Source organism: Bombilactobacillus sp. ESL1092 (assembly GCF_058107465.1).
Map to the genome: position 1 here is coordinate 1,762,049 of NZ_CM176594.1, position 24,443 is coordinate 1,786,491.

Genomic DNA, 24,443 nt, shown 5'->3' on the forward strand with positions numbered 1-24,443 from the left:
TTGATTTGAATGAAGGTAGTAGCACAGCGAGTTTTACAAGCACAAGTTAGTATTAATCAAGCAGTGGTTGGTCAAATTGGGCCCGGTTTAATGTTATTGGTCGGATTTGGGCACGACGACACAATTGAGCAAGTCAATTATTTAGTACCTAAAATTTTGCATAGTCGGATTTTTGCTGATCAGGCAGGTAAAACCAATTTATCTATTTTGGATGTACAAGGAGCCATTTTATCAATTTCACAATTTACTCTGTACGCTAATACTAAAAAGGGTAACCGTCCGAGTTTTACAGAAGCACTGGCACCAGCTTTGGCCAAAGATTTATACGAGCAATTCAATCAGCAATTGCGGAGTAGCAATTTGGTAGTGCAAACAGGACGGTTTGGCGCCGACATGAAAGTGCAATTAACTAATGATGGTCCAATGACAATCATTTATGAGAGGTAATTGATCAATGTTTAAATATGCAATTTGGGATTATGATGGTACTTTAGCAGATACGTATCCGGGAATTTTAAAAAGTCTCAAGCAAACGTTGCAACATTTTAATGACGATGTAGCAATCTCAGATCAGCAGTTGTACCGAAAAATCAAGCTGGGTTCAGTCACGAAGGAATTACAAATGGCTGCACAAAGGCTACAGCTGGATTTTGTGACTATGCAAAAATATTATCAAAATTTGGATCATCAGGCACAACTGAAAGTTCAGCTTTATCCACAAGCACAAGAAATTTTACGAACTGTTATAGCAGCTGGTGGTCAAAACTTTTTATTGACGCATCGCGATAATCAAGTGAGAGATTTGTTGCAGCAGCAAGGAATTGCACAGTTATTTACAGAAGTTATTACATCTAGTTTAACCTTTGCCCGGAAACCTAATCCCCAAGCTTTGAATTACTTGATAAAAAAATATCAACTATCCAAAGAGCAAACGGTGATGATCGGCGATCGTTCGTTAGATGTGTTAGCCGGACATAATGCTGAGATTGCCAGTATTTATTTTGATGTCGATGGTTTTCATGATCGTGCCACAGCCGAATATAGTGTCCAACAGTTGAACGATATGCAGCCACTGTTTGTGCATTAATTAGTTAATATGTTTCAAAAGTAGCTATCAATTATTAATTCACTGGAAATTTTGCACCAGTCCTTGATAAATGGCATCGGCTAATTGTTTTTGATAAGTAGGATTACTGATTTTTCGGTAATCCTTTTTATTATTGATATAACCGCCTTCGATTAAGATGGCAGGTTGTTCGTTTTCTCGTAAAACTTCAAAATTGCCAAATTTTAGTCCGCGATTTGGTAAAGCTGTGTGTTTTAGATTTTGGTTAATATGCTGTGCTAATCGCCGATCTTTTTTGGCAGAATAGTAGTAAGTAGTAATACCACTAGCATGACCATTGTCACTGGCATCGAAGTGTAGACTAATAAAAACGTCTGCGTTGAGTTTGTTTGCAGTTCGGGCCCGGTCGGCGAGAGCAATATTAGTATCAGAATGTCGCGTCAAAATAACATTCGCTCCTGTTTGTTCTAATTTGGCTTGTAACATTTGCATAATTTTTAAAGTATATGTTTTTTCATAGTGCTTTTGATTAGCCGATAAGGCTCCTGGATCGCTACCACCGTGTCCCGGATCTAAAACGATTGTCGCTTCAGGTAATTTGGTGGCTGCAGTAGGTAGTGCATGGCGAGTGTCCGAAATTGACACTAATCCACTAGCAATATAGCCTTCTTCTCCCGAATTGAGCCGAATTTTATAAAATTTACCACTACGACCAAGATAAGGTAGAGTCGTTTGATCGGTGATATGTGCGACAATTTTTGAATTCAGGTTAGGTTGTTGATAAATTTGGGTATTGTTTTGTAAGGTAGTTACTGATTGGATGTTAGCAGTTTTGGAAGTTCCGGAATTTTGGGATCCTTGTTGAATTTTTTCCGGAACTTTATCAGTAATGATCAGTTCAGAATTAGGAATCCAGCCTACTGTCTTGTCGAATAGGATTTGACTCCAATTATTTTGAGAGTAAACAATATTGACTTTATCGGACTGCATTAAAGTTCCTAAAACAGGTGATGATTTTTGCGGATATTTTTGCACATTAGTATTAGGGGCTTTGATCACACCAAAGGTATTACTGGAAGTGTTAGCGTCATTATTAGCAATTAGCCAACTGGCAACCCAGCCAATCTTGTCACTATCAATCCGCACTTGATACCAATCATTTTTTTCACTGAGGATTGTTAAATGTTCGCCACGTTTAACTTGAGTAATTGTGTCGTAAGACAGACTAGGTCCCAACCGGACGTTTAAGAAATTAGCCTGTACCGTAATTTGATTAGATTGAGCCAAAGTTAAAGTTGAATAACTGGCTAAGCATAATAATCCAATAATTAAAAAGAAGCTCATCAAATGATAATTATTTTTTGAAAAAATTTGTTTTACGCGTTTAAACATGAATTTGACATCCTGTAATATTGATTAATACTATATTATAATATTAAAAAGCAAATAGCCATTATATTTGAACTGGAGTTTGGAAATTTTACGACTTAGTCGAACTTAAAGTTTGAATGATCTAATGGTTTTTGAGAGCAATCCTCTTGAAAATTAAGGTTGCTTGAAAATAAATCACCAAATTGAAAAACTGGCTGGTTCAGACTTGACTTTCTCTTTGATGATGGTAATTTAGTAAGAGAGTAGTAATGTAGTATTACTTTAAATTAACAGAGAGAATATGACGGTGAGAGTATTCACTTAAAGTAACAGTGACGAGAATAAATTAATTCGTCTGGCAGGCGTTAACTGTAGCGATAATTAAGGTGGTACCGTGTAATTAATTTACACCCTTGTTCTTGAGCAAGGGTGTTTTTTAGTGAAGCGGTCACATCATTGGCAAATTAAGACCTGCGACTTGAAAAGATTGTTGTCCAGTGCGGTTATGAAAATTATAGTTGAATTTTATACTTGGTGCTGGCAGTATCACAGTTTGGAACAATGCTCAATGAATTATTGCGATCTTGTCTGAAGATGAAGGAGGATTAAAGATGCGGTATCAAAAACCTAAAGGTACAGTTGATATATTACCTGGAGAATCTGAAAAATGGCAATTTATTGAAGCCACAGCCCAACAAATTTTTAAAAATTATCAATATCATGAAATCAGAACCCCAATGTTTGAACAATATGATGTATTTGCGCGTTCGTCTGGTGATACTTCTGATATTGTTTCCAAGGAAATGTATGATTTTGAAGATAAAGGTGGCCGGCACTTAGCTTTACGGCCTGAAGGCACAGCTGGTGTGGTACGTGCTTATGTAGAAAATAAGTTATTTGCGCCCGAGTATGTGCGCCCTTATAAAGTTTGGTATAAAGGTCCGATGTTTCGTTATGAGCGACCACAATCCGGTCGTCAACGTCAGTTTCACCAAATTGGCGTAGAAGCATTAGGCAGTGATAGTCCACAACTAGATGTTGAAACAATTCTCATGGCGGTCAGTTTCTTAGATGAATTAGGAATTAATAATTATACGGTTGCGCTCAATACTTTAGGTGATCAAGAAACTCGGCAAGCTTATCATCAAGCATTATTAGCTTATTTGACGCCGTTGGCAGAGCAATTGAGTGCTGACTCGCAAGTTCGTTTGCAGAAGAATCCATTACGAATTTTGGACAGTAAAGATGCTCATGATCAAGAGATTGTCGCAGGTGCACCGTCGATTTTAGATTATTTAACTCCTGCAGCCCAAGAACATTTTCAACAAGTAACGGCGCTATTGGATGCGTTGAAAGTTCCATATACGATTGATTCCAATATGGTGCGCGGTTTGGATTATTATAATCATACAATTTATGAAATCATGGTTCAAAGTGCCGCCTTTAATAACCAAGAAATGACGGTGATTGCTGGAGGACGTTACAACGGTTTGGTGCAGCAATTAGGTGGGCCAGACGTGTCAGGAGTTGGCTTTGGCCTCGGTATTGAGCGCTTAATGTTATTATTAGAAGCTGAAAACCAGCATTTACCGAAAATGGTGGGACCTGATGTTTATTTAGTGAGCGTTGATAGTGCGGATTCTTTAGCCGTGTCACAGTTATTAGCTCAATTACGCCAAGCCGGCATCAGTGCTGAACGAGATTATTTGGATAAAAAAGTTAAAGGCCAGTTTAAGCAAGCGGACCGCCTGCAGGCGAAATTTACTTTGACCATTGGTGATAGCGAATTGCAGACGCGCCAAGCTAAGTTAAAACGATTAGCTGATGGTCAAGAAATTGCTGTTAACTTAGATGATCAAGCTGATTTATTGGCTAAAATTAAAAAGGGGTAAAACGATGGAACGAACAAATTATTGCGGCTTGATTGATGAAAAATATCTGAATCAAGAAGTAACCTTAGCTGGTTGGGTTCAAAAGAAAAGAAATTTAGGTAATTTAATTTTTGTGGATTTACGTGACCGTGAGGGGATTGTTCAGTTAGTATTTAATCAAGAAAATGGCTCAGAAATTTTAAAGCAAGCGGATCAACTGCATTCGGAATACGTAATTAGTGTTCAAGGGACAGTTGTGGCTCGCTCCCAAGAGGCTATTAATGCTGAGATGAAGACTGGTAAAGTCGAAGTTAAAGTCAGCACCTTAGAAATTTTGAATCGTGCCAAGACGGTACCGTTTAATATTGAAGATGATGTTGATGCGAGTGAAGAAACTAAATTAAAATATCGGTATTTAGACTTACGGCGGCCTGAGATGCAAGCGGGATTACGCATTCGTTCCCAAATTATGGCCACGGTGCACCAATACTTTGACCAGCACGGTTTTATCAACATTGAAACGCCCGATTTGGCCAAGTCGACGCCTGAAGGTGCGCGTGATTATTTGGTACCCTCACGAGTTTATCCAGGCAGCTTTTATGCTTTACCACAATCACCGCAACTGTTTAAGCAATTATTGATGGGCGCTGGGTTTGATCGCTATTATCAAGTGGCACGTTGTTTTCGGGATGAAGATTTGCGCGGCGATCGCCAACCGGAATTTACGCAAATTGATATGGAAACTAGTTTCTTGAGTGCGCAACAAATCCAAGATTTGACTGAGGGCTTAATTGCTCAAGTCATGTATGATGTCAAGGGGATTGATGTCCAGTTACCATTTCCGCGGTTGACTTGGAATGAAGCCATGGCTCGGTTTGGGTCAGATAAACCTGACACCCGGTTTGGCATGGAGTTACAAGATCTCAGTGACTTATTTAAGGACTCAACTTTTAAAGTCTTTCAAAGTGCACTAGCTAATCAAGGACAAGTCAAAGCGATTGTTGTTAAAAATGCTGCTGATCAATACTCACGTAAAAAAATTGAAGCCCAACAAGAATATATTAAACGCTTTGGTGCCAAAGGCTTGGCCTGGATCAAAGTTAATGATGACCAATTAACGGGTCCTGTCGCAAAATTTGTACAAGATCAAGCTGCAGCTTTAAAAGCACGTTTAGCTTTAGCTAATAATGATTTAGTTTTATTTGTTGCAGATAGTCGCAAAGTCTGTGCTGATTCCTTAGGTTATTTACGGAAACACTTTGCGAAAGAATTAAAACTCTATGATGAAGATCAATTTAATTTCCTATGGGTCGTTGATTGGCCGTTGTTTGAATATGATGAAGGCATTGAGCGCTGGACGGCGGCACATCATCCATTCACGATGCCTAACGAAGAAGATGTGGCTTTATTGGAGACAGATCCGCATAAAGCTCACGCACAAAGTTACGATATTGTCTTGAATGGTTATGAGTTGGGCGGGGGCTCGATTCGGATTCATACACGTGATATTCAAGAAAAAATGTTTAAAGCGTTAGACTTCACGAAAGAACGAGCACAAGAACAATTTGGCTTTTTGCTAGATGCCTTAGATTATGGTTTTCCACCACATGGCGGCCTAGCAATTGGCCTGGATCGTTTCGCCATGCTCTTAGCGCACCGGGATAATATTCGCGATGTCATTGCCTTTCCAAAGAATTCGAAAGCGTCTGAACCTATGATGCAAGCACCAGCACCCGTAGCGACAACCCAGTTAACAGATTTAGATTTAGAAATTAAAAAGTAGCATATCTAATGAAGATTACCTCCTAATCCTTTAAAATAATGGCTTAGGAGGTAATTTTTTATGTATGAAAAACAAAAACAACAATTAACACCTTTACAATATCAAGTAACACAAGAGCAAGGTACAGAGCGCGCATTTGATAATCAATATGATGACTTTTTTGAACCGGGGATTTATGTGGATATTGTGAGTGGAGAACCACTATTTTCTTCAGCTAAAAAATATCAATCGGGTTGTGGTTGGCCCGCATTCAGTCAACCAATTGCTCCGTTGACGCAAAGAAGAGATTCTAGTCACCATATGGAGCGTGTGGAAGTTCGCAGTAAACAAGCCAATTCCCATTTGGGCCATGTCTTTACCGACGGACCACAGGAAGATGGGGGGTTACGTTACTGTATTAATTCGGCGGCTTTGAAGTTTATCCCTTTAGCACAAATGGAAGCTGCTGGTTATGGTAAATATATTGATCTAGTAAAAACGACCTCTAAATAAACTTTTTTTCTAGAAATAATGTGTTAAAGTATTTAATGCAAGTAAATCTATAAAGGACTTTACACATTGATGAAGGAAATAGAACAAGTTTTAAAACGATATCGTACTTTGACTAAATTATCAGTCGCAGTGGTTTATGCTGTCTGTGTCTCAATTGCGGTGAATATCTTTTGGACGCCAGGTCATATCTATGGTTCCGGTATTACTGGTTTTGCCCAATTGATTGCCACTTTACTGAATCGTTGGTTGGCAATATCAGTACCCGTGGCATTTTTATATGCTTTGTTCAATTTACCTTTGTTAGTTTTATCCTGGAAAAAAATCGGACACAATTTTACGATCTTTACGGTCATCGCGGTTGCTTTATCTACGATTCTCATGCGGTTATTACCACCAGTTAAGGTACAATTTGATCCTATTATTTGTGCAATTTTTGGGGGAGTGTTTAATGGCTTTGGCACGGGGCTCGCGCTCAAAAATGAGTTGTCGACTGGTGGCTTAGATATTATCGGGATTGTGTTACGCAAAAAAGTCGGTAAAAGTGTCGGCACAATTAATTTGTCCTTTAACTTGATTATTGTCATTGGCTCTGGTTTTCTTTTTGGTTGGGTTCATGCGTTATACACAATTTTGAGTATATTTATCAATAGTCGTTTAATTGATGCTTTATATACTCGTGATCAAAAATTACAAGTCATTATTGTGACATCACACGCGCAGCAAGTGATTCACCAAATTCAAGACGAAATGCGACGGGGCATTACGATTGTGAACGATGTGGAAGGCGCTTATCGGCATACTAAAAAGACGATGTTGTTTACGGTTATTTCACAGTATGAATTACCCTTGTTTCGTCAAGCTATGCATCAATCCGATCCCTATGCTTTTGTGAGCATCACTGAAGCCAAAATGATTATGGGGCGGTTTTATCAAGAACACATTTATTAACATATAAAAGACCTAACATCAAGATTTTGGTCATCGTGACCATCTGATTAGTTAGGTCTTTTTTATTTGCCTTTTTTTAATTAGTAGTAAAGCTGTTCAAATGTAAATTATCTTCAATAATGGCTGCTACTTCTTCGATAGATTTGTTAGCCACGTTAATAACTAGGCAACCTAACTTTTCATAAAGTTGTGTAGCATAGTTTAATTCTTGTTTGATTTTATCACTACTGGAATAATTATTTTGAGCAGGTAAACCGTATGAGAGCATTCGCTGTTCACGAATCTTTTGAAGTACTTCCTCATCATTGGTTAAACCAATGATTTTATGAGGATCAACTTGCCACAGTTCAGGCGGTAATTGAACCTGCGGTACTAAGGGCAAATTCATCGCTTTGATTTGCTGATTAGCCAAATAAAAAGTTAATGGTGTTTTAGAAGTTCGAGAAATACCGAGTAAAACAACATCAGCTTCTAACATGCTGTGCGGATTTTTTCCATCATCATTTTCCGCGGCAAAGTCAATAGCTTCAATGCGCTTAAAATATTGGGAACTTAGTTTTCGGGCGGCACCGATTTCATGCGAAGCCGTTTTGCCGGTAAAAGCTTCAATGGTTGACAAGTAAGGGTTCAAAATATCAAAACACAACATGTTTTGATCATGTTTAAAATCTTTCACGATCTGATCTAATTGCGGACTACTCAGTGTGTAAAAAACAATCGCTTGTTCTGCTTGAGCACGTTTTAAGATTGCGGTTAATTTAGGGACGTCATTAACAAATGAGTATCTTTTTTGCGTCATTTGAATTTGAGGAAATTGGGCTAACATGGAGCGAGAAAAATTAGTTGTGGTTTCACCAGAAGAATCGGAAATCGTATAAACTATTTGTTTCAACATAATCACCTACTGTTTTTCTTTCAAATTAGCATTTTTATTTTAAAAAAGCTAGTCAAAGTCGGTAAATTATGGTTTCAACTTATCGAATTGTTTGTTATACTAGTTAAGAACTGTTGTAATAAACGGTTACGTAATGAAGCGGAAGGAGGGATATCATATGGCTAAGACCGTTGTTCGTGAGAACGAGTCTCTTGATGATGCTCTTCGTCGGTTTAAACGTTCTGTTTCTAAGAGTGGTACTCTTCAAGAATACCGTAAACGTGAGTTTTACGAGAAACCTAGTGTAAAACGTAAGCTGAAATCTGAAGCTGCACGTAAGCGTAATAAGAAGAGAAGAAGACGTTAAGAATTCGGGGTGTGATAGGGAATGTCCCTCACTGATCAATTAATGACTGACATGAAAGTTGCCATGAAAAGTCATGACAAGACCGGTTTGTCAGTTATCAGAATGCTTAAATCAGCTTTGATGAACAAGAAGATCGAAGTCGGTCATGATTTGACTGCGGATGAAGAAAATCAAGTAGTTGTTTCGCAAATGAAGCAACAAAAAGATTCTTTAGCAGAATTTGAAAAAGGTCATCGGGACGATTTGGTTGCAGAAACTAAGTCTCAAATGGCTATTTTACAAAATTACATGCCGCAACAACTATCAGAAGCTGAAGTTCGTCAACTGATTCAACAAACTGCCACTGACATAGGCGCAGAATCAAAAGCTGATTTTGGTAAATTAATGAAAGCTGTGATGGCCCAAGTTAAGGGACAGGCAGATGGTTCATTGGTTAATAAAATTGTCAAAGAAGTACTGCAATAACGTACTAAGGTTAAAGTGATTTTGCTTTAGCCTTTTTCTTTAGCTTCAATTTGTAATAAAATAAGAGATAGATCCAAGTTAGAGGCTATGAGCACAAATATAAAAGTTCCAATCTAAATGGGATTTTAAAGATTTAATTTTTTAGGTCTAGCTACTAATTTTAGAAATAAAATTGTGCTCAGAAATTGGTTCATAATTGGGATTAATTTAATTTTATAAAATAAGTTCTGAACGAAGGACAGGAGAAATTTTATTTGACAGTTGAAATAACTAAATCGTTTTATTTACAAAGTAATGATGATGCGGTGCTATTTGGCAGTAATGATGCTAATTTGACTATTTTGGCAGAAAAATTGTTACTGAAAATTCATCCTTTTGGTAATCGTGTCGACTTAAGTGGAGCAAATGATGCCGTTAATCTAGCTTTACAAATTCTCAAAGTTCTCAGTCGTTTGCAACACTCGGGTATTCAGATTGGTCAAGCAGATGTAGTTAGTGCTGTACAAATGGCACAAGCCGGCACCTTAGAATACTTTGAAGATCTTTATAATGAAATTTTATTGCGGGATGCGAAGGGAAAACCAATTCGTGTACGTAACCTCGGACAACGTAATTATATTAAAACTATTCAAAAAAATGATATTACTTTTGGCATTGGGCCCGCGGGAACTGGTAAAACTTATTTAGCAGTGGTGATGGCTGTAGCAGCGTTAAAAAAAGGTCGCGTTAAAAAATTGATTTTGACCCGACCAGCAGTGGAAGCCGGCGAAAATTTAGGCTTTTTGCCAGGAGATTTAAAAGAAAAAGTGGATCCATATTTACGTCCCATTTATGATGCGTTGTATTCAATTTTAGGAACCGAACAAACTAATCGTTATTTAGAACGAGAAATCATTGAAGTAGCTCCTTTAGCGTACATGCGTGGTCGGACACTAGATGAAGCCTTTGTGTTGTTAGATGAAGCACAAAATACGACGCATGAACAAATGAAGATGTTTTTGACGCGCTTAGGATTTGATTCCAAAATGGTAGTCAATGGTGATCCCACGCAGATTGATTTGCCTCGGCGGTCACCCAGTGGGTTGTTACAAGCACAACAAATTTTACGTAACTTAGCACATATTGGTTTTGTAGATTTCCAGTCCGGCGACGTAGTTCGTCATCCAGTGGTAGCGGAAGTGATCGAAGCTTATGCTAAAGTTAATAGGAGTAAAGAATGAACTTAGAAATTTATGACGAACAACACTTACTTGATAACAAACATTTAGATTTGGTCCAGCGCTTATTTGAGGCAGGGGCAAAAAAAATTGCCTTACCTGAAAACACAGAAGCCTCAATTACTTTTTGTACTTCCGAGCAAATTCATCAAATTAATCTCAAATATCGACAAACAGATCGGCCAACGGATGTCATTAGTTTTGCTTTAGAGGATGGTGATGACGATGGCATTAGTTCGCAAGCTTTAGCAGCAGAATTTGGTATTCCCCGCAACATTGGTGACTTGTTTATTTGTCCGGAAGTGGTCACTAAACAAGCACAAGAATATGGACATTCTTTTGAGCGAGAACTAGGTTATACTGTCGTTCATGGCTTGTTGCATCTATCTGGTTGGGATCATATTAAACCAAAGGAAGCTGAGCAAATGTTCAGTTTGCAGCGGGAAATTTTAGCAGATTTTGGTTTGAAGCGGTAATTCAATTGAAAAAGGGGTTGGCAGAATAATGGAAACTAAGCAGTTAATGGATTTAGCAACAAAAATGTTGGATAAAGCTTATACACCGTATTCGCATTTTCAAGTTGGTGCTGCACTTTTAACCCAGGATGGTCAATTATTTGGTGGTTGTAATATTGAAAATGCTTCTTATGGTTTGACTAATTGTGCTGAAAGAACCGCTATTTTTCAGGCAGTTGCGCATGGTCAACGGCAATTTCAAGCTTTATTAATTACTGGCAATACTCCCGGTCCGATTGCCCCATGTGGTGCTTGTCGGCAAGTGATTAGTGAATTTTGTGATCCGCAAATGCCCGTTTTTTTGACAAATCAAACAGGAGCAATCCAACAAGTCAGTGTGGAACAATTGTTGCCAGGAGCTTTTACAACAGGAGATTTAGAACATGGTAGATAATTTTCGTTCGGGTTTTGTGGCAATTATTGGTGAACCGAATGTCGGGAAGTCCACTTTAATGAATCGTATTTTGGGGAGTGAAATTTCGATTATTTCTCCCAAAGCACAAACCACACGTAATAAAATTCAAGGTATTTATACAGATGAGCAACAGCAAATCATTTTTGTAGATACCCCTGGCGTCCATACACCGAAGAATAATCTGGATCAGTATATGGATAAAGCAGCTTTTTCAGCTTTAACTGAAGTCGATTTAATTTTATTAATGGTTAGCGCTCAAAAATCTGTCACGAAAACTTTACAAAATATTATTGCCAAATTACAGACAGTCCAAGTACCAGTTTTTTTGGTAATTAATAAAATTGATTTGGTTCATCCAGACAGCTTGTTGCCTTTGATTGAACAATATAGTAACTTATTACATTTTCAAGAAGTGTTTCCCGTCTCGGCGACTCAAGGCAATAATGTGGCGGAGTTATTGACTGCTATTGGGCAGCAATTGCCTGTTGGACCGCAATATTATCCGGCTGATCAAATTAGCGATCATCCCGAATATTTTATCGTTGCAGAAATTATTCGGGAGAAAATTCTAGAATTAACGCGGCAAGAGGTTCCACATTCAGTAGCAGTCGTGGTGGAACAAATGAATCAACATTTAAATAATAAATTGCAAATTGATGCTACTATTTATGTGGAACGCGATAGTCAAAAGAAGATTATCATTGGTAGTAAGGGGTCTTTACTCAAACAAATTGGGATTCGTTCGCGTCGAAAATTGGAAGACTTACTGGGTGAGAAAATCAATTTGAAATTATGGATCAAAGTTCAAAAAAATTGGCGCGAAGATCCGTTATTTTTAGCACGAATTGGTTACTCACTGAAAGATTTTCAGTAATGATGGTTCAGCGTAATCAAAATTTTCAAGGTTTGGTCTTACGCAATCAGGATTATCATGAAAACGATCAACTGGTGTGGTTATTAACTGATCAATTTGGCATTGTGACTTTTTTGGTCCGGGGGGTTAAAAAAGCGCAATCGAAACAACGCGGCTTAGTTTTGCCTTTTACGTATGGTCAGTATCAAGGGACGATTAATACGTCGGGCTTTTCTTATTTAAGTGATGCTTTAAATTTGCACCAGTTGCAAACTGTGGCGCAGGACATTGAGCTGAATGCTTATGTCACTTATCAAAATGATTTGATTTTACGCGCTTTTAGTGGTCAAAAAGTTTCTTTGGCCTGGTACCGACAAATTTTAGCAGCCCAAAAATTAATTGATCAGCAATTGGATCCAGAAATTATTACTAATGTTTTGGAACTACAACTGCTCAAGCCGTTTGGTGTAGCTCCTAATTTGACTAGTTGTGTGGTTGGTGGCGAACGCCAAGGAACTTTTGATTATTCTTTAAGTTTCGGTGGTATTTTATGTAGTCGCCATTGGACGAGAGATCAACATCGTTTGCATTTAGCCCCCAAAGTAGTGGCTTATTTGCGTTTTTTGGCGCAGCTAGATTTACAAAAAGTGGGTAAGATACAAGTTTCTGATTCGATTAAGGCCCAGTTGCGAAAAACTTTGGACTTAATTTATCAAGATAATGTGGGCGTTTATCCCAAAAGTAAAAAATTTTTGGAACAAATGTTTCGCTGGCAATTATAAAAACTTTGAATTAATTAGAGGTTGAGCAAGTTAAATGGAAGATTTTTTACAAGTTATGCAACAACATACTTCAGTGCGCGATTTTAAAGATCGGGCTCTTGATGAAGTAACGAAACAAAAATTAATTACGGCGGCACGAAGTAATGCCTCGTCTAATTTTGTGCAAGCATTTTCTATTTTAGAAATTCATGATGCAACATTGCGCCGCAATTTGGGACAATTGGCGAATTGTGAACCTTACGTCGTACACAGTGGTGTCTTTTATGTGTTTATTGCGGATTTGTATCGGCAAAAAGTTTTATTGGAGCAAAATCAGCAAAATATTGCGAGTTTAACTAATTTAGAATCGTTGTTGGTCAGTGTCGTCGATACAACTATTAGTGCCCAGAGTATGGTTATCGCTGCTGAACAGTTGGGGTTAGGCATTTGTTACATTGGTGGGATTCGCAATGATCTTTTCAAAGTGGCCGAGTGGTTAAATTTGCCGTCATTGACCGTGCCATTATTTGGTCTAACTATTGGTTATCCACAGACTAAAAATCAAGTCAAACCGCGCTTACCAGTGGCTAATCAGGTGAACGTTGATACTTATCCGCGCCAACAGTTTGCGGATTTAACAGCATATCAAGCGCAAACTGCAGCTTATTATCAAAAGCGTGCGCAAAATGCTCAGCAAAGTGATTGGCTACAAAAAAATCGAGCTTTTTTCAAAGAAATCCGGCGGCCGGAAGTGGCGAAATTTGTGCGCCAGCAAGGCTTTGTGTTGTAATTGGATAAAGAAGAGTTGACAGTCTTCTAAAGACTGCTAAAATTAAGATGTTTGTACAGCGAGTGTGGTTAGTGAGAGCACATGTAGATTAAAATGGCGAATTGATTTAATTAATAATGAAGAGCAGGCTGTGAGGCCTGAAATAGGGTGGAACCGCGAAGTTATTCGTCCCTATGCAATTTTTTGAGATTGCATAGGGCTTTTTTTGTGAAATGAGGTAGAAAATTGGAAAAAAAATTGAATGTACAAAACATGATTTTAACCTTACAGCAATTTTGGAGTGAAAAAGGCTGTATGTTGATGCAAGCTTATGATACAGAAAAAGGCGCGGGGACTATGAGTCCGTATACTTTTTTGCGGGCTATTGGTCCTGAGCCGTGGAATGCCGCTTATGTTGAGCCATCCCGGCGCCCAGCTGATGGTCGTTATGGCGATAATCCCAACCGCCTATATCAACATCACCAATTTCAAGTGGTTATGAAACCATCACCGTTAAATATTCAAGAATACTATTTAGACAGTTTAAAGGCCTTAGGGATTGATCCCTTAGAACATGATATCCGTTTTGTGGAAGATAACTGGGAGAACCCATCAATGGGTTGTGCTGGTGTTGGTTGGGAAGTTTGGCTTGACGGGATGGAAGTTTCCCAGTTTACCTATTTCCAGCAAGTGGGTGGATTAAGCGCTGATCCAGTGACGAGTGAAATTACTTATGGCGTTGAGCGCTTGGCTTCTTATATTCAAGATGTTGATTCGGTGTTCGATTTGGAATGGGGCAATGGCGTCCGGTATGGTGATATCTTTAAAGAACCGGAATATGAACATTCCAAATATGCCTTTGAAGAAAGTGATCAGACCATGCTCTTACAATTCTTCAATGACTATGAAAAAGAAGCGCAACGTTTAATTGATTTGGGCTTAGTACATCCAGCATACGACTATATTCTAAAGTGTAGTCATACGTTTAATTTGTTAGATGCACGCGGTGCGGTTTCTGTCACTGAACGGGCTGGCTTTATGCACCGTATTCGGTCGATGGCCCACCGAGTTGCCAAAGCTTTTGTGGCCGAACGGAAAAAATTAGGTTTTCCATTATTAGATGAAGCCACACGTCAAAAATTATTAAAGGAGCAAACTAATGACTAAAGATTTTTTATTAGAATTAGGTTTAGAAGAAATGCCTGCCCATGTGGTAACTAGTACAGAGCAGCAATTAGCCCAAAAGGTGGCCGCTTATTTACAGGAGGCCAATCTGGCTCACGGGTCAATTGAACAATTTTCCACACCACGGCGCTTAGCACTTTTAATTCATGATGTGGCCGAACAGCAACCCGATCAAGAACTTGAGGTCAAAGGTCCTGCTAAAAAGATTGCACAAGATGAACAAGGTAATTGGAGTAAAGCGGCCCAAGGTTTTGTTCGCGGTCAACAATTAAGCACCGACGATATTTATTTTAAAGAATTAAAAGGTACGCCCTATGTTTACGTCAAAAAGCAAATTTTCGGCAAACCGGCCGCGGAAATTTTGGCTGGTTTAATTAAGCCTTTATCCGAATTAACTTTTCCGACACGCATGCGCTGGAATAAATTTGATTTTGAATATATTCGGCCGATCCATTGGTTAGTTGCGTTGTTGGATCAAGAAGTTATTCCCATGCAATTATTAAATATTCATGCTGGTAATCAAACTCAGGGCCATCGCTTTTTAGGAACGACGATTACTTTAGAAAAAGCCAGTGATTACCAACAAGCTCTGGCTGATGACTTTGTCATTGTTGATGCAGCCCAGCGTAAAGCTTTAATTCAAGAACAGATTCAAGCTTTGGCGAAGCAGAATCATTGGGTCGTTGATTTAGACGAAGACTTGTTAGAGGAAGTTACTAACTTAGTTGAGTACCCCACAGCATTTGCTGGCAAATTTGCCGCCAAGTATTTAAAAATACCAGAAGAAGTGCTCATTACTTCAATGAAAGATAATCAACGTTATTTTTATGTGCGCGATGAACAAGGCCAATTAGCACCTTACTTTATTGGGGTGCGTAATGGGAACCAAACACATTTAGGTAACGTGATTGCTGGAAACGAAAAAGTGCTGGTCGCACGGCTGGAAGATGCCGCCTTCTTCTTTGCGGAAGATCAAAAGCATACTTTGTCAGAGTACGTTTCGCGTCTTCAACAAGTTACGTTTCATGATAAAATTGGTTCCATGTCTGAAAAAATGCAACGTACACAGATTATTGCCGATTTATTAGCGCAAAAATTTAATTTGTCCCCGCAGGAACACCAAGATGTTTTACGGGCGAGTGCCATTTATAAATTTGATTTGGTAACGGAAATGGTCGGTGAATTTTCGGAATTGCAGGGAGTGATGGGTGAAAAGTATGCGCTGATTTTTGGCGAACGACCAGCAGTTGCGCAGGCGATTCGCGAACACTATCAACCTACTTCTTCAGAAGGCCAGTTGCCGCAATCTAAAGTCGGGCAAGTCTTATCTTTAGCTGACAAAATTGAAAGTTTACTCAGCTTTTTTGCGGTAGATTTAATTCCTAATGGTTCTAATGATCCGTATGGTTTAAGACGGCAAGCCATTGGAATTGTGCGGATTTTACAGCAGCAACAATGGCATCTTGATTTTGCTCAATTATTACCTCAGATTGTTCAGTGTTATAACCAAAAGTTAGGTTCAGTTAAGTTTGATTATCTGAAGCATCAAGCGGAATTAGAAGAATTTATTGTAGAACGAGTTCAGCAATTATTAACGCAAGCACAAGTGCCACATGACGTCGTCATGGCGGTGACAGCAATGACAAAAATTGATCCAACTCAGATGATAGCCACTGCTCAAGTATTAAATCAGCATCAAGCAGACTCTGATTATAAGGAGAACATGGAAGCTCTGACGCGAGTATTACGGATTGTGGCTAAGCAAGCAATTGCTGAACAAGAAATTGACACAACTTTATTCCAAAATCCATCTGAGCAACAGTTATTTCAAGCAGTTAATGACTTGAAGGAGCGCTTTGCATCGTTAACGACGCAAGCAAGCTATCAAGCTTTACAAAAATTACAGCCGCTCATTAGTCAATATTTCGAAGAGAACTTGATTATGGATAAAAATGCAGCTGTGCAGCAAAATCGTTTAAATCAGCTGCACCAATTGGCCCAATTAATTTGGCAGTTGGGTGACTTGAATCAATTAGTAATTAAATAGTGTAGTTTTTAAAAGATTGGAACAAAGCAACTAGTAATGGTTGATTAATAGTTCCAATCTTTTTTATTATAATTTTTGAAAGAATAAGGGGAGTAATTACTGTATATGAAGTTTTTTTAACTTGAGAGCTGGTGTTTATTGATAAAATATAATAAAATAATGAAGATTAAATGAACTTAAATTATTTTTTACTAGTTAAATATTGGAAACCAAAGCTGTTCGGACTTAATAATAAACAGCTGATCTAAAAAATTGAAATGGTGTGTGAAATGCAAAAAAAATTATCCTTAACTAAATTACAAACAACCATTGTAGTAATTGATTTTCTTGTTTTTGGCATAATAGGTTATTTAATCCCCTTAGTGGGGGATGATCTTAATTGGTGGAGTAGTTGGGGCACTCATTACTTTACTAGTGGTACATTTTTAACGTATGATGGTCGTTATTTGGGCGATTTATTTATTATTTTGATGAGTCATCTGCCGATAATCAGCTTCTTACTTTACGGAATATGCGCGGTTAGTTTGGTTATTTTATTGAAAACTATTACGCAGGTTGTGTGGCCGGCGGTGGATAGTACTTTAATAATGTTATTATGTTCTTTAGCGCTCTTGTTCTTACCGCCAACGGTGTGGCAACAAATTTGGGGGTGGCGGGCTGGTTTTGCCAATTACGTTCCGTCCATGATTTTTCCCTTGTTTGAGCTCACTTTAATTTTAAATCGACGACATTTACCTTTAACTTTAGCTAAAAAAAATCAAATTTTATTATTTTTCGGAGCACTGCTGAGCCAATTCTTAGCAGAACATATAACATTACTCAATTGTTGTAATGTTCTTTTAATTTATTTATTAATGCGCAAAGTTCTAACGACAGCTTTTATGCATAATTATATCCGCCCGATTGCAGGAGGAACTTTTTTAGGTGCAATTTTAATGTTTGTCAATGGTGCATATCTGCGGATTTTACTAGGACGGGATTCTTATCGCAGTATTAATCATCAACAGTCTAATACGTTAATTAATTATTATAAATTGATGTTTGAGCAACATCCGCACCGAGTGTTGCTATATTTAGTTGGGATAATAGTTTTTGGTTTACTATGTGCTGATAATTATCATCAGTTACATAATCAGCAGTTGCTGACGGTGACAGCTTTGTTAATTGTGGAAGCAATCATTAGTCAATTACCCTTTCTAGTTATTTCACCTTATGGTCCACGATGTGCTTTTAGTTGGGTATTGTTCAGTTGGTTGGCAGTAATTATCAATATTGTGCCTTGGCTGAATGACACCGCGCATTTCACAATTGGCTTACTGAGTTGTGGTTTGCTCATTGCCGGCTTAACGGGAGTCTTTTTTGCTGAGAATTATCACCAGACGTTTGTGGCGGCTCGAGATTTAGCCCTTTATCAAAGAAAACAAAATTCAGCCCAAACTTATGTATTAGATTATGCTGATGTGGATTTTATTTGGACCAATAATAATAGTCAAGATCACAATTTTCAAGTGTTTTTTGTTAAGCCTAAAAGTCAAGTAATTCCTGTAGCTTATCCAGTCTGGAAGAAGTTAAGTCAAGGCTTAAATTTAAAACAGGTGGTTGATCAGAAAAAGCTTTTAAAACGACTACAGATCGATTTAAAAGCAACGCCCTAATTAAAAAAATATCCGGCATTTTAATTTACTAGTGATAAGGATGTGGTTGACCTTTGATTTCGTGCTGCACGTGTTGAAACATATCGTCTAATAATTCGACAATGTGGGGATCATCGACTTGATAAAAAATCTTGATCCCCTGGCGTTGTTTACGAACTAATTGATAACGATATAAAATGCCTAGCTGTTTGGAAATAATCGGTTGTTCGAGCTGCAAATTTTGGACAATCTTGGTGACCGTAACGGGGTGTGTTTGCTGTTTTAAAAAATAAAGAATTTTTAAGCGCGTTTGGTTACCTAATATTTTATAAATTTTAGCTACTTCAGTTAAAACTTGTTCATCAAGGGGATTAATAATCAACACTACCTTTAAAATAATTGAATTAAATGCGTAATTAGTCCACTATCCCAAAAAACATAACAACCAACTGCCACGTAGATGATCTTGGTTAAGGGTTCACTATATTGATGAATGAATTTTTGGATAGTTTTGAAATCACCAATTATTTTAATCATAACAGTAAATATTATAGAAAGCAGTAAAATAAATAAGGTAGCTTCTATAAATTGTTTGCTATTCAAATTAGTCAAAATTGGCAAGAACAAAGACAGGTTACAACCGGAACAAACACTAAGATAGGTCAAAAAAGTGGTCTTTATGGGATGAGTTTGGGTATTATTTTGGTTAACGTCATCATCATCGTGAAAAGCTAAGTAGATGGGAAAAATTCCTAAAATACCGAGTAACCATTCGGGCAAAAAAGTTTGTAAAATTTTACCTAAGCCAAAACTTAATCCTAATAAAACAATTAATCCTAAGCAATAACCACTAATGACGGGTAGCAAGCGAAAGCGTTGCAGCAACAGTAATAAAATAACAAAGAAATCTAAATTAATGCCGACAAAAGTTAAACCAATTATCCACCAATTCATTAATTAACCTCCTATATACCAAAAAAGATATATTAATTATATATCTTTTTTGGTATATAGACAAATTACTGAAAAACTAAAACTTTGCATTTTACCAGTTAAACAATTACAATAAAATTAACATTAGGTCAAGTAGTCATATTTTTATATGACTACTTATTTTTCTAAAAAAGGCTGATTTTTTAAAATGGAGTGAAAGCAGATGGTAACGAAAATTCCGGAAGCTTTTATTGAAGAAGTCCGGCAAAAAACGAATATTGTTGACGTTATTGAACCCTATGTTCAACTAAAGAAATCGGGTCGCAATTTATTTGGTCTCTGTCCGTTTCACGAAGAGCGAACTCCTTCGTTTTCAGTTTCAGAAGAGAAGCAGATTTTTCACTGCTTTAGTTGTGGTCGTGGTGGCAATGTTTTTAAGTTTTTGATGGAAATTGAAAGTTTGACTTTTCCAGAAGCTGTAGTGAAAGTGGCAAAGTTTAGTGGTATTACTTTACCAGAACAATATAGTTCAACAGCTAATAAAGAAGTTAATTCCCCCCAAACGACTTTAAAGAAAGATTATCAGACAGTTCAGGAACTATATCATTATATTTTATGTAAGACAGAATTAGGTGAGCCGGCGCTGAATTATCTCCACCAACGGCAATTGCAAGACGAGACGATTGAGCACTTTCAAATTGGTTATGCCCCAACAGCTGATAATACTTTGACAGAACTTTTGCAAGATCACAAACCAGAACAATTACAAAATTCAGGTTTGTTTGTACAGTCGCAACAAGGTCAGTTATATGATCGTTTTCGAGATCGGGTTATGTTTCCTATTACTGATCAAAGCGGTTCTACGATTGCTTTTTCCGGACGTGTTTGGCATGAAAAAAATGAGCAACAGCCGACTGCCAAATATTTAAATAGTCCTGAAACACCGATTTTTAATAAGAGTCAAACTTTATTTAATTTGGCAGCTGCTAAAAGTTCCATCCGTCAGTTTGGAGCTGCCATCTTGTTTGAAGGCTTTATGGATGTGATTAGTGCTTATCAAGCCGGTGTCGAAAATGGTGTTGCTTCGATGGGAACTAGTCTAACGCAACAACAGCTATATATGTTACATCGAATTACTAACAAATTAGTGATTTGTTATGATGGCGATGCACCGGGAATTAAAGCAGCACACCGCGCTTTAAGTTTATTGAAGGACTCAAACTTTGAGATTAGCGTAGTAGTCATTCCTAATCGGCAAGATCCAGATGAATTTATTAAAAGTCAAGGTGCTACTGCTTTTCAAACGCTAGTGCGCAAAAAAGCGTTAACACCGAGTGCTTTTATGTTGGAATATTTAAGTCAGCAATATGATTTGACCAACGATAGTGCTAAAGTAGATTATTTAAACGCGGCCTTAGATTATGTTGTCGGTGATAATTCACCAGTTGAACAAGAATTATATGTGCAACAATTGGCGCAAAGGTTAGGTGTTTCAAAACAAGCTATTCAACAAGAATTGTTGGATAAACAACGAGCACAGGACTTATTAAAACCCGCTGCTGATTACGGGCAAAATCAACAACAAGATGCCGCCATGGCGGTGAAAGAAGTAACTCCTAGTACCTTAAGTAAAACGGAAAAATCCGAACGAAATTTATTAAATATTGTTTTCCATTTTCCACAAGTAATTGGTATACTGGATAAGCATGTGGATTTTAGTTTTGTTCACGTCCAATATCAAGATATTTTTGATTATTGGGTACGATATTGTCTGACGGTTTCTCAACCGTTAATCGCACAATTTATGGATCAGATTCCAGATAATTTGCGGAATTTGGTCAGTACGATTGAAATGCTGCCCCGTCCTGCTGATTATTCAACAGAGGAAGTTGATGATTATATTAATAATATTATGTATGATCATAAACAGCAGCAATTATCAGAGTATCAAATGCAAATTAAGCAAGCGGCCCAAATTGGCGATGCACAGCAAGAATTGCAATTAACGGTTCAATTAGTTACTTTGCGTCAGGAATTAGAACAACTTAAGGTAGCGGCTGAGAAGTAAAGTGTAATAGAGGAGGATTTTTCGTGGCTGAAAGTAAGAAGAAAAAAAGTGTCATCAAATCAAGCAAAGAATTAGAACGTGCAACGAATGATTTGATCAAAAAATATAAAAAAGACGGAAAAATCTCTGAACAAATATTAAATGAACAATTAATCAAGCCTTTTGCCTTAAAAGGCGATTCGATCGGTGAATTGGTTAATCATTTTACTGATAAAGGGGTCAGCATTGTGGATGACCACGGTGATCCTAGTCAGTTAGCTCTCAAGAGTCAAAAAGAAGTCAATCATCATGAATTAAGTGATATGTCGGCGCCAACAGGGGTCAAAATGAACGATCCAGTGCGGATGTACCTCAAAGAAATTGGGCGGGTTCCGCTATTAAATGCACAGGAAGAAGTCGAATTAGCTCAACGTATCGAAAAAGGTGATAATGAAGCTAAACAACAGTTGGCAGAAGCTAATTTACGTTTGGTTGTTTCGATTGCTAAACGTTATGTGGGCCGAGGCATGCACTTCTTAGATTTAATCCAAGAAGGTAATATGGGGTTAATGAAGGCCGTGGAAAAATTCGATTACCGTAAAGGCTTTAAGTTTTCGACTTATGCTACTTGGTGGATTCGCCAGGCAATTACCCGTGCCATTGCAGATCAAGCGCGGACGATTCGGATTCCGGTTCATATGGTGGAAACTATTAACAAACTCATTCGGATTCAACGACAATTACTACAGGATCTAGGACGGGAACCAACACCGGAGGAAATTGGTGCAGAAATGGATATTCCTACGCAAAAGGTGCGTGATATTCTCAAAATTGCCCAAGAACCGGTGTCCTTAGAAACGCCCATTGGTGAAGAAGATGATTCGCATTTGGGTGATTTTATTGAAGATGACGAAGCAACGAGTCCTGAAGATCATGCTTCTTATGAATTACTCAAAGAACAATTGGAAAATGTGTTAGATACGTTGACCGATCGCGAGGAAAATGTTTTGCGTTTACGCTTTGGGTTAGATGATGGCCGCACGAGAACTTTGGAAGAAGTGGGTAAAGTGTTTGGCGTAACTCGTGAGCGGATTCGACAAATTGAAGCGAAAGCCTTGCGCAAACTGAGACATCCCTCAAGATCAAATCAGTTAAAAGATTTTTTGGACTAGATTATTAAAGATTAAAAAAAGACCGCTTAAGCGGCCTTTTTCTTTTAAGAAGTTGAGATAAAAAAAGCAATTATTAAAATCTTCTGGGTGGAAGTGGTGCTGATGTTTAGCTGCTCAGTAATTTGAGAGTTTAATTTTAATGTAGGAAAGTAGGAGGAGTCATCTTTGAAGTTATCACGTCGTTTACAAGCCATTGCTGATTTGGTGCCCGTGACTGCAGCAATGGCCGATATTGGTTCTGATCATGCTTATTTACCGATTTATTTGGTACAGCAACAAATTGTCCAAACTGCGTTTGCTACTGAAGTAGCACCTGGGCCATTAGCAATTTCCAAAAAAGATATTCAACAAGCTGCACTAACTACCAAAATTAAGCCGCGTTTTGGTAATGGTTTGCAGGCACTTAAAGATACTGATTTAGTCCAAACTGCAGTGATTGCCGGCATGGGGGGGCAATTAATTCGGCAGATTTTAGAGCAAGGTCAATCGCAGTTGGCAACGATTAAGTATCTTGTGTTAGAACCTAATAATTATGAATTTCAAGTACGTCAATGGTTAGATCAGCATCAATTTGCCATTACTGCCGAAACAATCGTGCAAGAAGGGCGCCATACTTATGAGATTATGAAAGCTCAATTTAGTGGCAGTCAACCGCAGTTAACGCCAGAGCAACTGATGTTTGGCCCCATTTTACTACAGGAAAAAAGTGGCACTTTTAAAAATAAATGGCAACAGCAATTAAAGCGGAGTAAAATGATGTATTGTAATCTCAAAAATGCAAAACAGCCCCAAGAACAGAAATTGGTATGGGCACAGCAAAGAATTCAACGAATTGAGGAAATCTTGAGATGATTACAGGAGAGCAATTAGTACAAAAAATTGAAGAATTTGCACCATTAGCGTTAAAGATGGGTAATGATCCGACTGGTTTGCAGATTGGTAGTTTACAGCAGCCAGTGCATCGCGTTTTAACAACATTAGACGTTCGACCAGCAGTGGTTCAAGAAGCGCTAGAAAAACAAGTTGATTTTATCTTTGCGCATCATCCCGTAATGTTTCATCCAGCGACTAATTTGGATACTTCTTTACCACAAAACCGGATGTATGCTGATTTGTTAAGCAATCAAATTACAGTTTATGCGGCACATACTAATTTGGATCGGGCGCCTCGTGGAATGAATGATTGGTTAGCGGAATCTTTAGGTTTAACGGACATCCAGCCATTTAATTATGATGAACAACATATTGCTTTAGGGCGCTATGGCAAATTAAAACAACCACTATCTATTGCCGAATTAGGGCAATTGTTAAAAGAAAAATGGCAGTTAACTGGTTTACGGGCGATTGCTAGTGACTTACAGCAAAGCGTGCAAACAATTGGCATTATTGGCGGCAGTGGTAGTTCGTTTTATCAAGCAGCGTTAACTGTACCGGTGGATTTATTGATTACTGGTGATGTTAGTTATCATACCGGACACGATTTATTGGCGGCGCATTTACCCGTTTTAGATCCGGGGCACCATATTGAAGTTATTTTTAGTCAGATGGCCCAGAAGTTGTTACAGCATTGGAATCAACAGTATTCTTGCTGGCAATTAGAAATTTTAGCTTCGACGACTAATACGGAACCATTTCAATTTTTATAAGAGAGGTCTAAA

The 24,443-nt window shown here is 38.0% G+C and carries 25 protein-coding genes; 21 read left to right on the forward strand and 4 right to left on the reverse strand.

The window, feature by feature from the left end:
• The first annotated feature begins 9 nt into the window (after positions 1-9).
• Positions 10-447, forward strand: a complete 438-nt coding sequence (gene dtd / locus AC3B6Y_RS08420; RefSeq protein ID WP_489790983.1) for a D-aminoacyl-tRNA deacylase — start codon at positions 10-12, stop codon at positions 445-447.
• Between the two features lie 7 nt (positions 448-454).
• A complete protein-coding gene (locus AC3B6Y_RS08425) occupies positions 455-1,087 on the forward strand; it encodes an HAD-IA family hydrolase (protein WP_489774972.1) in 633 nt (210 codons plus the stop codon).
• Positions 1,088-1,126: 39 nt separating this feature from the next.
• Here AC3B6Y_RS08425 and AC3B6Y_RS08430 read toward each other — a convergent pair whose 3' ends face one another.
• A complete protein-coding gene (locus AC3B6Y_RS08430; protein ID WP_489774973.1) occupies positions 1,127-2,458 on the reverse strand; it encodes an N-acetylmuramoyl-L-alanine amidase family protein in 1,332 nt (443 codons plus the stop codon).
• A gap of 590 nt (positions 2,459-3,048) precedes the next feature.
• Here AC3B6Y_RS08430 and hisS point away from each other — a divergent pair.
• From hisS to AC3B6Y_RS08450, 4 genes are all read left to right on the forward strand, one after another.
• Entirely contained in the window at positions 3,049-4,329 is a 1,281-nt protein-coding gene (hisS, locus tag AC3B6Y_RS08435) for a histidine--tRNA ligase (RefSeq protein WP_489790984.1), read from the forward strand.
• 4 nt (positions 4,330-4,333) lie between these two features.
• Positions 4,334-6,091 carry an aspartate--tRNA ligase gene (gene aspS / locus AC3B6Y_RS08440; RefSeq protein WP_489790985.1) on the forward strand — a complete coding sequence of 586 codons (1,758 nt, stop codon included), beginning with the start codon at positions 4,334-4,336 and terminating at the stop codon, positions 6,089-6,091.
• A gap of 60 nt (positions 6,092-6,151) precedes the next feature.
• Complete coding sequence (gene msrB, locus AC3B6Y_RS08445; RefSeq protein ID WP_489757619.1) at positions 6,152-6,583, forward strand: peptide-methionine (R)-S-oxide reductase MsrB; 432 nt, start codon at positions 6,152-6,154, stop codon at positions 6,581-6,583.
• A gap of 69 nt (positions 6,584-6,652) precedes the next feature.
• Positions 6,653-7,531 carry a YitT family protein gene (locus AC3B6Y_RS08450; protein WP_489757620.1) on the forward strand — a complete coding sequence of 293 codons (879 nt, stop codon included), beginning with the start codon at positions 6,653-6,655 and terminating at the stop codon, positions 7,529-7,531.
• A 76-nt stretch (positions 7,532-7,607) separates the two neighbouring features.
• Here AC3B6Y_RS08450 and AC3B6Y_RS08455 read toward each other — a convergent pair whose 3' ends face one another.
• Entirely contained in the window at positions 7,608-8,426 is an 819-nt protein-coding gene (locus AC3B6Y_RS08455) for a pyruvate, water dikinase regulatory protein (RefSeq protein ID WP_489757621.1), read from the reverse strand.
• 157 nt (positions 8,427-8,583) lie between these two features.
• Here AC3B6Y_RS08455 and rpsU point away from each other — a divergent pair, with 157 nt between their 5' ends.
• The 11 genes from rpsU (at position 8,584) to AC3B6Y_RS08510 (ending at position 18,654) form a co-directional block, all read left to right on the forward strand.
• Entirely contained in the window at positions 8,584-8,772 is a 189-nt protein-coding gene (gene rpsU / locus AC3B6Y_RS08460; RefSeq protein ID WP_249512765.1) for a 30S ribosomal protein S21, read from the forward strand.
• A 21-nt stretch (positions 8,773-8,793) separates the two neighbouring features.
• Entirely contained in the window at positions 8,794-9,237 is a 444-nt protein-coding gene (locus tag AC3B6Y_RS08465; protein ID WP_489757622.1) for a GatB/YqeY domain-containing protein, read from the forward strand.
• A 254-nt stretch (positions 9,238-9,491) separates the two neighbouring features.
• Entirely contained in the window at positions 9,492-10,457 is a 966-nt protein-coding gene (locus tag AC3B6Y_RS08470; protein WP_489757623.1) for a PhoH family protein, read from the forward strand.
• Entirely contained in the window at positions 10,454-10,930 is a 477-nt protein-coding gene (gene ybeY / locus AC3B6Y_RS08475; protein WP_489757624.1) for an rRNA maturation RNase YbeY, read from the forward strand. Before AC3B6Y_RS08470 ends, ybeY begins: the two co-directional genes overlap by 4 nt.
• Positions 10,931-10,958: 28 nt before the next feature.
• Positions 10,959-11,363 (forward strand): cytidine deaminase, encoded by a 405-nt coding sequence (locus AC3B6Y_RS08480; protein WP_489757625.1) that lies wholly within the window; start codon positions 10,959-10,961, stop codon positions 11,361-11,363.
• Positions 11,353-12,258 (forward strand): GTPase Era, encoded by a 906-nt coding sequence (era, locus tag AC3B6Y_RS08485; RefSeq protein ID WP_489790986.1) that lies wholly within the window; start codon positions 11,353-11,355, stop codon positions 12,256-12,258. Before AC3B6Y_RS08480 ends, era begins: the two co-directional genes overlap by 11 nt.
• The gene (gene recO, locus AC3B6Y_RS08490) at positions 12,258-13,019 is read left to right on the forward strand and encodes a DNA repair protein RecO (RefSeq protein WP_489790987.1); all 762 of its coding nucleotides are present in this window, start codon (positions 12,258-12,260) and stop codon (positions 13,017-13,019) included. Before era ends, recO begins: the two co-directional genes overlap by 1 nt.
• Before the next feature lie 34 nt (positions 13,020-13,053).
• Positions 13,054-13,788, forward strand: a complete 735-nt coding sequence (locus tag AC3B6Y_RS08495; RefSeq protein ID WP_489790988.1) for an NADPH-dependent oxidoreductase — start codon at positions 13,054-13,056, stop codon at positions 13,786-13,788.
• Between the two features lie 252 nt (positions 13,789-14,040).
• Positions 14,041-14,934 (forward strand): glycine--tRNA ligase subunit alpha, encoded by an 894-nt coding sequence (gene glyQ, locus AC3B6Y_RS08500; RefSeq protein ID WP_489791520.1) that lies wholly within the window; start codon positions 14,041-14,043, stop codon positions 14,932-14,934.
• Entirely contained in the window at positions 14,927-16,999 is a 2,073-nt protein-coding gene (gene glyS / locus AC3B6Y_RS08505) for a glycine--tRNA ligase subunit beta (RefSeq protein ID WP_489790989.1), read from the forward strand. Before glyQ ends, glyS begins: the two co-directional genes overlap by 8 nt.
• A gap of 269 nt (positions 17,000-17,268) precedes the next feature.
• Positions 17,269-18,654 carry a hypothetical protein gene (locus AC3B6Y_RS08510; RefSeq protein ID WP_489790990.1) on the forward strand — a complete coding sequence of 462 codons (1,386 nt, stop codon included), beginning with the start codon at positions 17,269-17,271 and terminating at the stop codon, positions 18,652-18,654.
• Positions 18,655-18,682: 28 nt separating this feature from the next.
• Here AC3B6Y_RS08510 and AC3B6Y_RS08515 read toward each other — a convergent pair whose 3' ends face one another.
• Entirely contained in the window at positions 18,683-19,018 is a 336-nt protein-coding gene (locus tag AC3B6Y_RS08515) for an ArsR/SmtB family transcription factor (protein ID WP_489790991.1), read from the reverse strand.
• A gap of 5 nt (positions 19,019-19,023) precedes the next feature.
• The gene (locus AC3B6Y_RS08520; RefSeq protein WP_489774978.1) at positions 19,024-19,587 is read right to left on the reverse strand and encodes a cadmium resistance transporter; all 564 of its coding nucleotides are present in this window, start codon (positions 19,585-19,587) and stop codon (positions 19,024-19,026) included.
• A gap of 202 nt (positions 19,588-19,789) precedes the next feature.
• On the opposite strand from AC3B6Y_RS08520, the gene dnaG reads away from it, so the two are divergent.
• From dnaG to AC3B6Y_RS08540, 4 genes are all read left to right on the forward strand, one after another.
• Positions 19,790-21,634: a DNA primase gene (gene dnaG / locus AC3B6Y_RS08525; protein WP_489790992.1), complete on the forward strand. Its 1,845-nt coding sequence runs from the start codon at positions 19,790-19,792 to the stop codon at positions 21,632-21,634.
• 23 nt (positions 21,635-21,657) lie between these two features.
• Positions 21,658-22,785: an RNA polymerase sigma factor RpoD gene (rpoD, locus tag AC3B6Y_RS08530; protein WP_489757634.1), complete on the forward strand. Its 1,128-nt coding sequence runs from the start codon at positions 21,658-21,660 to the stop codon at positions 22,783-22,785.
• Between the two features lie 165 nt (positions 22,786-22,950).
• The gene (locus tag AC3B6Y_RS08535) at positions 22,951-23,637 is read left to right on the forward strand and encodes a tRNA (adenine(22)-N(1))-methyltransferase (RefSeq protein ID WP_489757635.1); all 687 of its coding nucleotides are present in this window, start codon (positions 22,951-22,953) and stop codon (positions 23,635-23,637) included.
• Complete coding sequence (locus AC3B6Y_RS08540; protein ID WP_489757636.1) at positions 23,634-24,431, forward strand: Nif3-like dinuclear metal center hexameric protein; 798 nt, start codon at positions 23,634-23,636, stop codon at positions 24,429-24,431. Before AC3B6Y_RS08535 ends, AC3B6Y_RS08540 begins: the two co-directional genes overlap by 4 nt.
• Positions 24,432-24,443: the final 12 nt, after the last annotated feature.

Bases quoted from the DNA above. Each gene is read 5' to 3' on its own strand.
- dtd (WP_489790983.1), top strand. From the start codon at position 10: ATGAAGGTAGTAGCACAGCGAGTTTTACAAGCACAAGTTAGTATTAAT.
- AC3B6Y_RS08425 (WP_489774972.1), top strand. From the start codon at position 455: ATGTTTAAATATGCAATTTGGGATTATGATGGTACTTTAGCAGATACG.
- AC3B6Y_RS08430 (WP_489774973.1), bottom strand. From the start codon at position 2,458: ATGTTTAAACGCGTAAAACAAATTTTTTCAAAAAATAATTATCATTTG.
- hisS (WP_489790984.1), top strand. From the start codon at position 3,049: ATGCGGTATCAAAAACCTAAAGGTACAGTTGATATATTACCTGGAGAA.
- aspS (WP_489790985.1), top strand. From the start codon at position 4,334: ATGGAACGAACAAATTATTGCGGCTTGATTGATGAAAAATATCTGAAT.
- msrB (WP_489757619.1), top strand. From the start codon at position 6,152: ATGTATGAAAAACAAAAACAACAATTAACACCTTTACAATATCAAGTA.
- AC3B6Y_RS08450 (WP_489757620.1), top strand. From the start codon at position 6,653: ATGAAGGAAATAGAACAAGTTTTAAAACGATATCGTACTTTGACTAAA.
- AC3B6Y_RS08455 (WP_489757621.1), bottom strand. From the start codon at position 8,426: ATGTTGAAACAAATAGTTTATACGATTTCCGATTCTTCTGGTGAAACC.
- rpsU (WP_249512765.1), top strand. From the start codon at position 8,584: ATGGCTAAGACCGTTGTTCGTGAGAACGAGTCTCTTGATGATGCTCTT.
- AC3B6Y_RS08465 (WP_489757622.1), top strand. From the start codon at position 8,794: ATGTCCCTCACTGATCAATTAATGACTGACATGAAAGTTGCCATGAAA.
- ybeY (WP_489757624.1), top strand. From the start codon at position 10,454: ATGAACTTAGAAATTTATGACGAACAACACTTACTTGATAACAAACAT.
- AC3B6Y_RS08480 (WP_489757625.1), top strand. From the start codon at position 10,959: ATGGAAACTAAGCAGTTAATGGATTTAGCAACAAAAATGTTGGATAAA.
- era (WP_489790986.1), top strand. From the start codon at position 11,353: ATGGTAGATAATTTTCGTTCGGGTTTTGTGGCAATTATTGGTGAACCG.
- recO (WP_489790987.1), top strand. From the start codon at position 12,258: ATGATGGTTCAGCGTAATCAAAATTTTCAAGGTTTGGTCTTACGCAAT.
- AC3B6Y_RS08495 (WP_489790988.1), top strand. From the start codon at position 13,054: ATGGAAGATTTTTTACAAGTTATGCAACAACATACTTCAGTGCGCGAT.
- glyQ (WP_489791520.1), top strand. From the start codon at position 14,041: ATGATTTTAACCTTACAGCAATTTTGGAGTGAAAAAGGCTGTATGTTG.
- glyS (WP_489790989.1), top strand. From the start codon at position 14,927: ATGACTAAAGATTTTTTATTAGAATTAGGTTTAGAAGAAATGCCTGCC.
- AC3B6Y_RS08510 (WP_489790990.1), top strand. From the start codon at position 17,269: ATGCAAAAAAAATTATCCTTAACTAAATTACAAACAACCATTGTAGTA.
- AC3B6Y_RS08520 (WP_489774978.1), bottom strand. From the start codon at position 19,587: ATGAATTGGTGGATAATTGGTTTAACTTTTGTCGGCATTAATTTAGAT.
- dnaG (WP_489790992.1), top strand. From the start codon at position 19,790: ATGGTAACGAAAATTCCGGAAGCTTTTATTGAAGAAGTCCGGCAAAAA.
- AC3B6Y_RS08540 (WP_489757636.1), top strand. From the start codon at position 23,634: ATGATTACAGGAGAGCAATTAGTACAAAAAATTGAAGAATTTGCACCA.